At 59.1% G+C, this 12,233-nt stretch carries 10 protein-coding genes and 1 pseudogene; 10 read left to right on the top strand and 1 reads right to left on the bottom strand.

What is annotated here, in order from left to right; genetic code table 11:
• The 9 genes and pseudogenes from murD to lpxC all read left to right on the top strand — a co-directional run bounded on the left by murD (nucleotide 1) and on the right by lpxC (nucleotide 10,519).
• Entirely contained in the window at nucleotides 1–1,341 is a 1,341-nt protein-coding gene (gene murD / locus Q669_RS08835; RefSeq protein WP_011785913.1) for a UDP-N-acetylmuramoyl-L-alanine--D-glutamate ligase, read from the top strand.
• Complete coding sequence (gene ftsW, locus Q669_RS08830) at nucleotides 1,341–2,540, top strand: putative lipid II flippase FtsW (protein WP_011785912.1); 1,200 nt, start codon at nucleotides 1,341–1,343, stop codon at nucleotides 2,538–2,540. The genes murD and ftsW overlap by 1 nt, the downstream gene beginning before the upstream one ends.
• Nucleotides 2,533–3,624, top strand: coding sequence for an undecaprenyldiphospho-muramoylpentapeptide beta-N-acetylglucosaminyltransferase (gene murG / locus Q669_RS08825; RefSeq protein WP_011785911.1), 1,092 nt, complete (start codon nucleotides 2,533–2,535; stop codon nucleotides 3,622–3,624). Before ftsW ends, murG begins: the two co-directional genes overlap by 8 nt.
• Nucleotides 3,617–5,062, top strand: coding sequence for a UDP-N-acetylmuramate--L-alanine ligase (murC, locus tag Q669_RS08820; protein WP_011785910.1), 1,446 nt, complete (start codon nucleotides 3,617–3,619; stop codon nucleotides 5,060–5,062). The genes murG and murC overlap by 8 nt, the downstream gene beginning before the upstream one ends.
• On the top strand, nucleotides 5,055–6,032 hold the full coding sequence (locus Q669_RS08815) for a D-alanine--D-alanine ligase (RefSeq protein WP_011785909.1): 978 nt from the start codon (nucleotides 5,055–5,057) through the stop codon (nucleotides 6,030–6,032). Before murC ends, Q669_RS08815 begins: the two co-directional genes overlap by 8 nt.
• Nucleotides 6,025–6,864 carry a cell division protein FtsQ/DivIB gene (locus Q669_RS08810; RefSeq protein ID WP_011785908.1) on the top strand — a complete coding sequence of 280 codons (840 nt, stop codon included), beginning with the start codon at nucleotides 6,025–6,027 and terminating at the stop codon, nucleotides 6,862–6,864. The genes Q669_RS08815 and Q669_RS08810 overlap by 8 nt, the downstream gene beginning before the upstream one ends.
• Before the next feature lie 36 nt (nucleotides 6,865–6,900).
• The gene (ftsA, locus tag Q669_RS08805; protein ID WP_011785907.1) at nucleotides 6,901–8,136 is read left to right on the top strand and encodes a cell division protein FtsA; all 1,236 of its coding nucleotides are present in this window, start codon (nucleotides 6,901–6,903) and stop codon (nucleotides 8,134–8,136) included.
• A 100-nt stretch (nucleotides 8,137–8,236) separates the two neighbouring features.
• Nucleotides 8,237–9,226: pseudogene (gene ftsZ / locus Q669_RS08800) on the top strand (cell division protein FtsZ); the annotation flags it as partial.
• Nucleotides 9,227–9,604: 378 nt separating this feature from the next.
• Nucleotides 9,605–10,519 carry a UDP-3-O-acyl-N-acetylglucosamine deacetylase gene (gene lpxC / locus Q669_RS08795; RefSeq protein WP_011785905.1) on the top strand — a complete coding sequence of 305 codons (915 nt, stop codon included), beginning with the start codon at nucleotides 9,605–9,607 and terminating at the stop codon, nucleotides 10,517–10,519.
• Between the two features lie 11 nt (nucleotides 10,520–10,530).
• Here lpxC and Q669_RS08790 read toward each other — a convergent pair whose 3' ends face one another.
• Entirely contained in the window at nucleotides 10,531–10,980 is a 450-nt protein-coding gene (locus Q669_RS08790; RefSeq protein WP_022991985.1) for a DUF721 domain-containing protein, read from the bottom strand.
• Between the two features lie 231 nt (nucleotides 10,981–11,211).
• On the opposite strand from Q669_RS08790, the gene Q669_RS08785 reads away from it, so the two are divergent.
• Complete coding sequence (locus Q669_RS08785; protein WP_227501075.1) at nucleotides 11,212–12,150, top strand: M23 family metallopeptidase; 939 nt, start codon at nucleotides 11,212–11,214, stop codon at nucleotides 12,148–12,150.
• Nucleotides 12,151–12,233 lie beyond the last annotated feature (83 nt).

The following is a 12,233-nucleotide window of genomic DNA, read 5'->3' as shown; positions in this document are numbered from 1 at the left end:
ATGAGTGTCATTGTTTCGGATCGTCGCACGTTAATCGTAGGGCTCGGCAAGACCGGGCTTTCCTGCGTGCGTTACCTGTCCGGGCAGGGGCGTGAGATTGCCGTGGCCGATAGTCGTCTTCAGCCGCCGGGGCTGGACGAACTGAAGGCCGGTTGGCCGGACGTCCCGGTTTATCTGGGCGACTTCGATGAGGCTCTGTTTGCCGGCTTCAATGAGCTGGTGGTAAGCCCTGGAATCAGTATTGCAGAGCCGGCGATTGCCGGTGCGGCGGCTCGGGGCGCCCGGATTCGCGGCGACATCGATCTGTTTGCCGATGCGGCCGATGCGCCGATCATCGCCATCACCGGCTCTAACGGCAAAACCACAGTAACAACCCTGGTTGGGGAAATGGCACGGGCAGCGGGCCGCAATGTGCAGGTGGGCGGCAATATCGGTACGCCCGCGCTGGATTTGCTGGAGCAGGGTGCGGATCTCTATGTACTGGAGCTGTCGAGCTTTCAGCTGGAGACCACCGAAGAACTCGGGGCGCTGGCGGCCACTGTGTTGAATGTCAGTGACGATCACATGGACAGGTACCCGGACAAGATGGCGTACTTCCAGGCCAAGCAACGGATCTACCGTGGCTGCAAAAATGCCATCGTCAACCTGGACGATGCCCTGAGCACACCCATGGCTCGGGATACCCTGAGGTTTCTGTGTTTCGGCTTCAACCGCGTGAATCCGGAGACCTTCAGTACCCGGGACGATGACGAGGGCACCTGGATTACCTGGGGCCTGGAAAATCTGTTGCTGGCCAGTGAACTCCAGTTGATGGGGCGGCATAACATCAGCAACGTGATGGCAGCCCTGGCCCTGGGATACGCGGCCGGCCTGGCCATGGAGCCCATGCTGGAGGTCGCTCGCCGTTTCCGGGGGCTGCCTCATCGCTGTGAATCTGTCCGCAACCTGGATGGCGTGGATTACATCAACGATTCCAAAGGCACCAATGTTGGTGCCACGGTCGCGGCCATTGAAAGCCTGGTGCCGGAGTCAGGCAAGGTGATCCTGATCGCTGGCGGAGATGGTAAAGGGGCGGATTTCCAGCCGCTCGCGGAGCCGGTGGCCGCATGCTGTCGCGCGTTGGTACTGATTGGCCGGGATGCCGGCAAGATTTCCCGGGCGGTCGGTGCGTCGGTGCCACAGCATCGCGCAACATCCCTGCAAGAGGCGGTCAGCCTTGCCCGCCAGGCGGCTGAACCAGGCGATAGGGTGCTGTTGTCTCCGGCCTGTGCCAGTTTTGACATGTTCCGGGATTACAACGATCGCGGAGAACAGTTCCGCACCTTGGTGGAGGGGCTGTGATGCAGGCAGGCGTCAGCGTTCCTCATTATCAGGGTATGGCGGGTGAGTTGCAGCCGCTGCCGGTGCTGATTATTACCTCCGTGGCCTTGCTGGTGACCGGTGTAGTGATGATTTCGTCAGCGTCGATGGACATGGCGGCCGCCACGTTGGGCAACAGTTACCACTACGTTATTCGCCAGATCCTGTTTGCCGGTCTTGGCTGTGCCACGGCTCTTGTTGCTGTCAACGTGCCGGTCTCCTGGTGGGAACGCAGTGGCTGGCTGCTGCTGGGGATTGGCCTTCTGGTATTGGTGCTGGTACTGACGCCGCTCGGCCGCACGGTTAATGGTTCTACCCGGTGGATTCCCATGGGGCTGTTCAATGTTCAGGTGTCTGAAGTCGCCAAGCTCTGCCTCATCGCCTACCTGGCCGGTTATGTGGTCCGTCGGCGGGAAGAACTGCTCCATACCTGGCCAGGCTTCCTGAAACCCCTCGGAGTTCTGGGCGTGGCATCGGTGTTGCTGGTTATCCAGCCCGACTTCGGCGCAACGGTGGTGCTGGTGACGGCGGCGGCCGGCATGATTTTTCTCAGTGGCGTGAGGCTTAGCCGGTTCATGCCATTGATTGGCGTACTGGCGGCGCTGGGTACGATTCTGGTGGTCACCCAGCCGTACCGATTGAAGCGGGTGATCAGCTATCTCGACCCCTGGAAAGACCAGTTCGACAGTGGTTATCAGCTCACTCAGTCACTGATTGCCTTTGGTCGAGGCGAGTGGGTGGGCGTTGGCCTGGGGAACTCAGTGCAGAAACTGTTCTTCCTGCCAGAGGCCCATACGGACTTTATCTACGCGATTATTGCCGAGGAGTTCGGTCTGCTCGGAGCACTGGTGGTGCTGGGCCTGTTTGCCGCGCTGGTGGTCAGTGGCCTGGTGATTGCCCGGCGTGCGGAGAAAGCCGGTATGGCGTTCGGCGCCTGTTTCAGCTACGGCATCACGCTACTGATCGGGTTGCAGGCGGGCATCAACATGGCAGTGAGTACAGGGCTGTTGCCAACCAAAGGCTTGACCCTGCCACTGGTCAGTTATGGCGGCTCCAGCCTGATGGTTACCTGCATTGGTATCGCGGTTATCGCCCGGGTAGAGCTGGAGCGTCAGGACAGGGCCAGGGTGGCATCGGAAACAAAGGGCAACCGGACCAAAGGAGGAGCGGTGTATGACTGATTCACCTCGCCGTCGCTTCCTGATGATGGCCGGTGGTACCGGAGGCCACGTGTTTCCTGCATTGGCCACAGCCCGCGCGTTGCAGCAACGGGGACACGAGGTGCACTGGCTCGGGGCCAGCGGCGGCATGGAAGAGCGTCTGATTGGAGACACCGACATTCCGCTGTCGCTCATTCACATTTCCGGCCTGCGCGGTAAAGGCAAGCTGGCGCTGTTGCTGGCGCCATTCAGATTAATGCGCGCCTTGGGCGAAGCCTACACCCATTTGCGCCGGATCCGCCCCGACTGCGTGGTGGGCATGGGCGGTTTTGTCACCGGGCCGGGTGGTATTGCCGCCTGGCTGATGCGCAAGCCGCTGGTGATTCATGAACAGAACGCCATCGCTGGAATGACTAATCGTTGGCTCACACGTTTTTCCGAAACCGTGCTGGAAGCGTTCCCTGGCAGTTTCGGTGACCAGACGGTTACCCGCTGTACCGGCAATCCGGTGCGGGGCGAAGTGGCGTCGATGGACGAGCCCGAACAACGGTTGGCGGGCCGTAGCGGCAAGCTCCGGGTGTTGGTTGTTGGTGGCAGTCTGGGAGCCCAGGTGTTCAATCAGCAACTGCCGCAGGCGCTGGCACTGATGCCGGAGGCAGATCGCCCGGACGTGCGGCACCAGTGTGGCGAGAAAAACCTCGAGGCAGCCCAGGCGGCATACGAAGAAGCTGGAGTAAACGCCAGCGTTGAGCCCTTTATCCGCGATATGGCGGAGGCCTACGGCTGGGCTGATCTAGTGATCTGTCGTGCCGGTGCGCTGACGGTGTCTGAACTCTGTGCGGCCGGAATTGGCGCGATTTTGGTGCCATTCCCCCACGCGGTCGATGACCACCAGACCCGTAATGGCCAGCACATGGTGAAAGCCGGGGCGGCCATCCTGGTTCCACAGCCCAGGCTGACCCCGGAGGTGCTGGCGGAAACCCTGAAGGATCTGGCAACAGATCGAAAACGAATTCTGACCATGGCGAAGGCCGCCCGCTCGCTGGCCCGCCCTGATGCAACGGAGAGAGTCGTGAATTACTGTCTGGAGGCCGCCAATGGCTGATGCAACCAATCCGCCACTGGTCTATCAGGTGCCGGAAATGCGCCGAATCCGCCGCATCCATTTTGTCGGGATCGGTGGTGCCGGGATGAGCGGTATCGCCGAAGTCCTGAAGAACCAGGGCTATGACGTATCTGGCTCTGATATCCGGGACAGTGCTGTTACTGCGCGCCTGCGGGCAATGGATGTCGATGTGTACATCGGTCATCGCGCCGAAAACACCGATCAGGCCGACGTGGTGGTAGTGTCTTCGGCCGTTGCCGGCGACAACCCGGAAGTGGTCTCTGCCCGTGAACGGCGGGTACCGATTGTACCCCGGGCCGAGATGCTGGCGGAGATCATGCGCTATCGCCATGGTATCGCTGTGGCCGGTACCCACGGCAAAACCACAACCACCAGCCTGATTGCCTCCGTGTTGGGAGAGGCCGGACTGGACCCCACCTTTGTGATCGGTGGCAAACTCAACAGCGCCGGAACCAATGCCCAGTTGGGTGGTTCCCGTTACCTGGTGGCAGAAGCCGACGAAAGCGATGCGTCGTTCCTGCATCTGACACCGGTTATCTCCGTGGTCACCAACATTGAAGCTGACCACATGGACACCTACGGTGGGGATGTCGAAAAGCTCAAGCAGACCTTCGTGGACTTCCTGCACAACCTGCCGTTTTACGGTGTTGCGGTGATGTGCGTGGACGACGATTACGTTCAGGAAATCATTCCGCGCATATCCCGGGCCATTATCACTTATGGCATCGACAATCCTGATGCTGATTACCGGGCGGAGAACATTACCTCCGATGGTCTGAAAACCCGGTTCCTGGTGCGTCGCCCTGGTGGTCGGCCGGATCTCCAGGTGGAACTGAAAATGCCGGGTCGCCACAACGTCCTGAACGCCCTGGCAACGATTGCCGTGGCGACCGATGAAGGGGTGGATGACCAGGCCATCTGCCGCGGGCTGGCCGGATTTGCCGGTGTTGGTCGACGGTTCCAGGTGTACGGCGAGTACCGGACCCCGAAAGCAGCAGCGACGCTGGTGGACGACTACGGCCACCATCCTACCGAGGTGGAGGCCGTCATCCGCGCTGCCCGCGAAGCCTGGCCCCAGCGCCGGATCGTGATGCTGTATCAGCCACACCGATACACCCGCACCCGGGACCTTTACGAGGATTTCGTGCGGGTATTGTCCGAAGTGGATGGGCTGTTGCTGATGGATGTGTATTCCGCGGGTGAGCCGGCGATTCCGGGAGCGGACGGGCGGGCTCTGTGCCGGAGCATCCGGCAGCGGGGCAAGGTAGAGCCCGTGTTTGTTGAAGATAATCGTGAAATCGAGAGTCTGCTGGCCAATGTGCTGCAGGATGGCGATCTGTTGATCACCCAGGGGGCTGGCGATATCGGTGGTGTAGCGGCAAGGCTGGCAGCAGCAGGAGTCAAGGCAAGTGAGTGATCTGACCCACAACGACATTCAGCCGTATCAGGCTCACCCCGAACTGGTTCGGGCGCTGGGGCGCGTGGCTGTGTTCATGGGGGGCGATTCCGCCGAGCGGGAAGTATCCCTGAAAAGTGGCAAAGCCGTGCTGGCCGCGCTGCAGTCGGCGGGTATCGATGCGGTTGGCCGGGACATTCAGGGCTGCCTGCTGCGTACCGTGGACGAACCCGACTTCGATCGTGTGTTTATTGCCCTCCATGGCCGCGGCGGTGAGGACGGCACCCTGCAGGCGATCCTTGGGCAGGCTGGCATTCCCTATACCGGCAGTGAGGTGCTGGCATCGGCACTGGCCATGGACAAATTGCGGACCAAGTATGTGTTCGAGGGTTGCGGGCTGCCTACGCCGGCATTTCGCGCCATGACGTCAGTGGGCGAGGCTGAGGGCATTGTGGCCGCACTGGGGACGCCCCTGAGTGTGAAACCGGCCCACGAAGGTTCGAGTATCGGTATCCGCAAAGTGAACAGCGCGGCAGAGCTGGCTGAAGCCTATGAGGCGGCAGCCCGGCTGGATGATCTGGTGCTGGTAGAGCAGTGGATCGAAGGGCCGGAGTTTACCGTCAGCCTGCTACAGGACAAAGCGTTACCGGCGATTGGCCTGAGCACCGATCACGCCTTTTACGACTATGACGCCAAGTACCTGGCGGACGATACCCGGTACCGTATTCCCTGTGGTCTGGCGCCCGATGACGAATTGAGATTGCAGCATCTGGCCCTGGATGCCTTCCGGGTGCTGGGCTGTCGCACCTGGGGACGGGTCGACATCATGCAGGATCGGGCCGGTGAGTTCTGGTTGCTTGAGGTTAACACGGTTCCCGGTATGACGGACCACAGCCTGGTGCCGATGGCCGCAAAGGCGGCCGGCATCAGTTTTGAAGAACTGGTGGTGCGAATTCTCAGGGACACGCTGGCGGAGGGCATCGATGCTTGAGACGTTGCTGATCCGGAGCCGGGCGGTACCGCCCGAACCGCCACGCCGCCGGGGGGCAACCTCTGTCGGGCCTGAGCGGGACCGGTTTGGTGTGTTGAAAGCTGTGCTGTCGGCCGTACCCTGGTTGCAGGTCGGCCTGGGCGCAACGGTGGTACTTCTGGCCGCCATGGTGCCCTGGGCAACGGACCGGATGCTGACCGCCATGGATCAGCAGATACTGGCGGTGGATGTGCGGGGCGAATTTGTTGGCGACAGCCAGACGGCTATTGAGCGAGCGGCCGGCGCCTGGATTGGCAAAAGCTATTTCGCCACCGATCTGGCTGACATCAAGGCTGAACTGGAACGGCGCCCCTGGGTGGCGTCGGCAGCGATAAAGCGAGTCTGGCCAGGCCGTCTTGAAATCGATATTCGGGAAAAGAAGCCACTGGCCTACTGGACCGATGGTCGACTGGTGAGCCGTTCAGGCGAACTGTTCTCGCCACCGAATCCGGAGGTGGCCGGAAAGCTGCCCCGTCTGGCTGGGCCGGATGAGCGGGTCAGGGACGTGATCGGTATGGCCCGGACCATGAGCGAGCAGTTGGTGGGATATGGCCTGGGTTTTGCCGGACTGGCGCTGGAGCAACGTGGCGCCTGGACCCTGACTCTCAGCAATGGCATCGAAGTGGTGCTGGGGCGAGATCAGGTAGAACAACGGTTTGAACGCTTTATCACCGTTTATGAGAACCGTCTGGCCTCGCGGGTTGATGAGGTCAGCCGGATAGATGTCCGCTACTCGAACGGGGTGGCGGTGCAGTGGAAGACGGACGTGGCTCAGGCTGCTCCGAAATCCTGATAACGATTACTACGAACCTGGGGTTTGGTGAAACACATGTCATCGGTTGAAACGGAAAACATGATTGTCGGCCTGGATATTGGAACCTCCAAGGTGGTGGCGATAGTCGGCAAGCGCAAGATGGATGGAACCATCGAAGTGGTCGGTATCGGTTCACACCCGTCCCGGGGGCTCAAACGCGGTGTTGTGGTGAACATTGAAACCACGGTACAGGCCATTCAGCGCGCGGTTGAAGAGGCCGAACTGATGGCGGGTTGTCGCATTCATTCGGTGTACGCCGGTATTGCTGGCAGCCACATCAAGAGCCTCAATTCCCACGGCATCGTGGCGATCCGGGACCGGGAAGTCACCCAGGCGGATATTGACCGGGTGATTGACGCTGCCCAGGCGGTGGCGATTCCGGCGGACCAGAAAATCCTGCACATCCTGCCTCAGGAGTTCGTCATCGATAACCAGGAAGGTATCAAGGAACCGATGGGGATGTCCGGTGTGCGGCTGGAGGCCAAAGTTCACCTGGTGACCTGTGCCGTGAATGCGGCCCAGAACATCGAGAAGTGTGTCAAACGCTGCGGGCTGGAAGTGGACGACATCATTCTGGAACAACTGGCTTCCAGCCACGCCATCCTGACCGAGGATGAAAAGGAATTGGGCGTCTGTGTGGTGGATATCGGTGGTGGTACAACCGACATTGCCGTGTTCACGGGCGGGGCAATTCGCCATACCGCCGTCATCCCGATCGCCGGTGACCAGGTGACCAACGACATTGCCATGGCGTTGCGCACGCCCACCCAGAATGCCGAGGAAATCAAGATCAAGTACGCCTGCGCCCTGACCCAACTGGCGGGTGCGGAAGAAACCATCAAGGTTCCCAGCGTGGGAGACCGGGCTCCGCGGGATCTTTCGCGTCAGGCTCTGGCGGAGGTCGTTGAGCCCCGCTATGAGGAGCTGTTCACGCTGGTGCAGTCTGAGTTGCGCCGGTCCGGGTTCGAGGATCTGATCCCGGCAGGCATCGTGATTACAGGCGGCTCGTCCACCATGGAAGGGGTGGTGGAGCTGGCTGAAGAAATCTTCCACATGCCGGTAAGACTGGCCTGTCCGCAGGCGGTTTCCGGTATGACGGAAGTGGTCAACAACCCGATATACGCCACTGGCGTCGGATTGTTGATCCATGGCTTCCGGCAAATGGATCTTGGCCGGGCGCCGGTGCTCAAGGGGGAGGAGGCTCCCTCGCTGGTTGAGCGCATGAAAGCCTGGTTCACCGGTCATTTCTGACGGTGTTCCGGTTGCAGTACACGAAGGTCTCTCGAAAAAAACACAACGATTGAAGCAACCGGCCTGGAAAGGCCGGACACAGCACGAAGGAGTAGGGGAAATGTTTGAACTCGTTGATAATGTTCAGCAGAACGCAGTTATCAAGGTCGTCGGTGTTGGCGGTGGCGGTGGCAACGCCGTTCGTCACATGCTCAACAGCGACGTGGAAGGCGTTGAATTTATCTGCGCCAACACAGATGCCCAGGCCCTGAAGGACCTGGACGCACGTCAGATTATTCAGCTGGGTGGCAACATCACCAAGGGCCTGGGTGCGGGTGCCAATCCGGAAGTCGGTCGCCAGTCTGCACTGGAAGATCGCGACCGTATTGCTGAAGCTCTGAGCGGCTCCGATATGGTGTTCATCACCGCCGGCATGGGTGGCGGTACCGGTACCGGAGCAGCCCCCGTGGTTGCTGAAGTTGCCCGTGAGCTGGGTATCCTGACGGTTGCGGTGGTTACCAAGCCGTTCCAGTTTGAAGGCGGCAAGCGCATGAGTGTGGCTGAAGCCGGTCTGAAAGAACTGGAAGAGAGCGTTGACTCCCTGATTACCATTCCCAATGAAAAGCTGTTGGCAGTCATGGGCAAGAAAACCAGCCTGCTGGATGCCTTTGCCTCCGCCAATGATGTGTTGCTGGGTGCGGTTCAGGGCATTGCTGACCTGATTACCCGCAACGGTATGATCAACGTCGACTTTGCCGACGTGAAAACGGTTATGTCCGAGATGGGCATGGCGATGATGGGTACCGGTCGCGCCACCGGCGAGAATCGTGCCCGTGAAGCCGCAGAAGCCGCGGTTCGCAGCCCGCTGCTCGAAGATATCAACCTGCAGGGTGCCAAGGGTATTCTGGTCAATATCACCGCTGGTATGGACCTGAATCTGGGCGAGTTCTCCGAAGTGGGCGACATTGTGCGCGAATTCGCGTCCGATTCAGCCACTGTGGTGGTCGGTACCGTGATCGATCCGGAAATGACCGACGAGCTCAAGGTTACTGTTGTGGCGACTGGCCTGGGTGGCGAGCGCGAGAAGCCGACCAAGGTGGTGGACAACACCCGTACCCTCGATGGCAAGACCGATTACAACCAGCTGGATCGCCCGGCCGTGTTGCGTCGTCGTGCGGTTGCCCAGGGTAATGTGGCGCTGGATCAGAGCAAAGAAAGCGAAGAACAGGGCGTGGACTATCTCGATATTCCCGCATTCCTTCGCCGGCAGGCTGATTGATAATCTGTTTCAACCGTGGCAGGGCTGGCTTTACTGTGAATCAGAAAGCATAAGCTTCCGCCTAAGTTGAGCTGATGCGCCATAGCTCATGACTATTGCAAAGGTTAAGTAAAGTCATGTTGGTTAAATGGTACTCAGTCTTGAATTCTGATATTCTCCGGGCAGTTTTTTGCTCAGAATATCGACTTTTTGTGACGGAATAATGAACCGATGATCAGACAACGGACACTCAAAAACACCATCCGCGCGACCGGTGTTGGCCTGCATTCCGGGGAAAAGGTATACCTGACCCTGAAGCCAGCACCCGTCGACACGGGGATCATCTTCCGCCGCACGGACCTCGACCCGATGGTCGAAATCCGTGCCTGTGCGGAGAATGTGGGTGAGACCATGCTGTCCACGACGCTGGTAAAAGACGGTGTCCGTGTGGCGACGGTAGAGCATCTGCTCTCCGCCATGGCTGGTCTCGGCATCGACAACTGTTTTGTCGAGCTCAGCGCTGCAGAAGTGCCGATCATGGATGGCTCTGCCGGGCCGTTCGTGTTCCTGCTTCAGTCTGCCGGTATCTCCGAGCAGGAAGCGGCCAAGCGTTTTATCCGCATCAAGCGCGAAGTCACTGTGGAAGAGGGCGACAAAAAAGCCACCTTCCTGCCGTTCGAAGGCTTCAAGGTGAGCTTCGGGATTGATTTTGATCACCCGGTCTTCAAGGGCCGTGCCCAGACAGCGACCGTGGACTTTTCCAGCACCTCCTTTGTGAAGGAAGTGTCCCGCGCCAGAACCTTCGGGTTCATGCGTGATATCGAAAAGTTGCGAGCGATGAACCTGGCACTGGGTGGCAGCGTGGATAATGCGATTGTGGTGGACGACTACAAGATCCTCAATGAGGACGGTCTCCGCTACGATGACGAGTTCGTCAAGCACAAGGTACTGGATGCCATCGGCGATCTCTATCTGCTGGGCAACAGCCTGATTGGTGAGTTCCGTGGTATCAAATCAGGTCACGACCTGAACAACAAGCTGCTGCGCAAGCTCAGGGCAGAAGAAGATGCATGGGAAGTAGTGACCTTCGATGATGAAGCCACTGCACCTATCTCTTACATGAAACCTGTGCTGGCGGCGGGTTAAGGCGGGAAGCCTTAATCCCGTACGTGGCTGGCGAGTTTTTCGAGAACCTCGCGTAGAGCTTTGTCCTTCGTGTGCCCGGCTTCCTCCTGGAGGAGCCGGGCATTTTCTTTGCTGAGCGGCTCTTTTACCGGTTTGCGTCGGCTGGCGAATCTGGGTGGGCTGACCTTGATTCTGACCTTCCAGACGTAGCGGAACAGTTCATTCTCCCTCAGTGCCGACATGATCTCGTGCTGGCGGAAGCGCAGTCGCGTGGCTTTGCTCGCATTATCAGTAGACAGCACCAGTTCCCCCTCCCGACAGCTGACGAATCGGGTACCCTCGGACAGTTCTGCGGGAATGGCCGTGAGTACCAGTTGTTCGGCCTGCAGGTGCAGTTCGGCTTTGGACATCAGCTCTTTGAGCGTATTGTTGCCAGCCGACCCTTTGCCAAAGATCATTTTTTGATCATTTTTTTCCGTCATGGTCGCTTTTTTCTCGACGAGCCTGTTTACGATTGGTTACACTTCGGCACGCTTTGTGCGTAGCGCCATTGTTACTCTCGTTTTACATTGTCACGAGTGAGAGAGTCTACCGGGCGCTGCGATTATTCAGTACGTAGTTGTTGCCAAGGATAGCAGACCCGCTCGGAATATTTCCGGGTCGCAGCACTACAGGGATACGGTTGCGGCTCAACAATGAAACCGAAAGACGATATGAACGTAATTTTCGTAGGCAAACGTCACGGTCAGTCCAGGGCAATACCGCTGAATGGGCCGCTGTTGTGTGGCCTGGTCTTTCTGGTGTTGGCCACGCTGGCGGCAGCCGGATGGGCTGGCTACCAGGTGGCGGTCAGCCAGTTTGAAGCCCGGGAGCCGACCGAGTCTGAGCTTGTGGCCGGCTGGAAAGAGAAGCTGGAAGATCAGAAGAACGAAGTCGCTCAGGTTCGTGAGAATGTTCAGCAGCAGATTGATGCGCTGACCCTGCGACTGGGTCAGATCCAGGGTCGTCTGCTGCGCCTGGATGCGCTCGGCCAGCGATTCGTGGAAACGGGCATGGTCGCCAGCGATGAATTCAATTTTGACAAGCCGGCAGCGGTTGGTGGCCCCGAAGAAGATGCGCTACCCGGGGATTCCTACACGGCTCCCGAGCTGACGGACATGATCAATCAGCTGGAACAGCAGATCAACGATCGTGAAAAGCAACTGCGCCTGCTCGATAAAGTCGCTTCCCGCAAAAAGCTGGAAGATGAGCTCTATGTGCAGGGGCGGCCGATCACCTGGGGCTGGCTCTCGTCCAAATACGGATACCGCTCGGATCCTTTTACCGGAAAACGTACCTGGCATGCCGGTGTTGATCTGGCGGGCAAGGAAGGCAGCGACATTATTGCCGTGGCGGCTGGTGTTGTAACCTGGGCCGACGAGCGCTATGGCTACGGAAATCTGGTTGAAATCGACCATGGCGACGGCCTGGTTACCCGGTATGCCCACGCCAAGGCCATCAAGGTAAAGGTTGGGGATGTGGTGCAGAAAAGCCAGGTTGTTGCACTGATGGGCAGCACCGGTCGCTCTACCGGCCCCCACGTGCATTTTGAAGTTATCCGCAATGGTAAATCCGAAAATCCCGTGAAATACATCCAGCGCGCAAGCCGCTGATTCCATTCCCGTGAACCCCGCCTTTTGTCCTGTCGCCAAATAAGGTTAGAATGCCGGCTTCCTCCGTTTAACTGAAGAAGCAG

The sequence above is a fragment of the Marinobacter sp. C1S70 genome (assembly GCF_000475355.1).
Classification (GTDB): Bacteria; Pseudomonadota; Gammaproteobacteria; order Pseudomonadales; family Oleiphilaceae; genus Marinobacter; species Marinobacter nauticus.
Note: the sequence above shows the minus strand (reverse complement) of the source record. Positions and strands in the feature narration are given on the sequence as shown.

What these genes read in the sequence shown, in the direction of transcription:
- murD (WP_011785913.1), top strand. Translation starts at nt 1, where the DNA reads ATGAGTGTCATTGTTTCGGATCGTCGCACGTTAATCGTAGGGCTCGGC.
- Q669_RS08790 (WP_022991985.1), bottom strand. Translation starts at nt 10,980, where the DNA reads ATGACGGAAAAAAATGATCAAAAAATGATCTTTGGCAAAGGGTCGGCT.
- ftsA (WP_011785907.1), top strand. Translation starts at nt 6,901, where the DNA reads ATGTCATCGGTTGAAACGGAAAACATGATTGTCGGCCTGGATATTGGA.
- Q669_RS08810 (WP_011785908.1), top strand. Translation starts at nt 6,025, where the DNA reads ATGCTTGAGACGTTGCTGATCCGGAGCCGGGCGGTACCGCCCGAACCG.
- ftsW (WP_011785912.1), top strand. Translation starts at nt 1,341, where the DNA reads ATGCAGGCAGGCGTCAGCGTTCCTCATTATCAGGGTATGGCGGGTGAG.
- lpxC (WP_011785905.1), top strand. Translation starts at nt 9,605, where the DNA reads ATGATCAGACAACGGACACTCAAAAACACCATCCGCGCGACCGGTGTT.
- murC (WP_011785910.1), top strand. Translation starts at nt 3,617, where the DNA reads ATGGCTGATGCAACCAATCCGCCACTGGTCTATCAGGTGCCGGAAATG.
- Q669_RS08785 (WP_227501075.1), top strand. Translation starts at nt 11,212, where the DNA reads ATGAACGTAATTTTCGTAGGCAAACGTCACGGTCAGTCCAGGGCAATA.
- murG (WP_011785911.1), top strand. Translation starts at nt 2,533, where the DNA reads ATGACTGATTCACCTCGCCGTCGCTTCCTGATGATGGCCGGTGGTACC.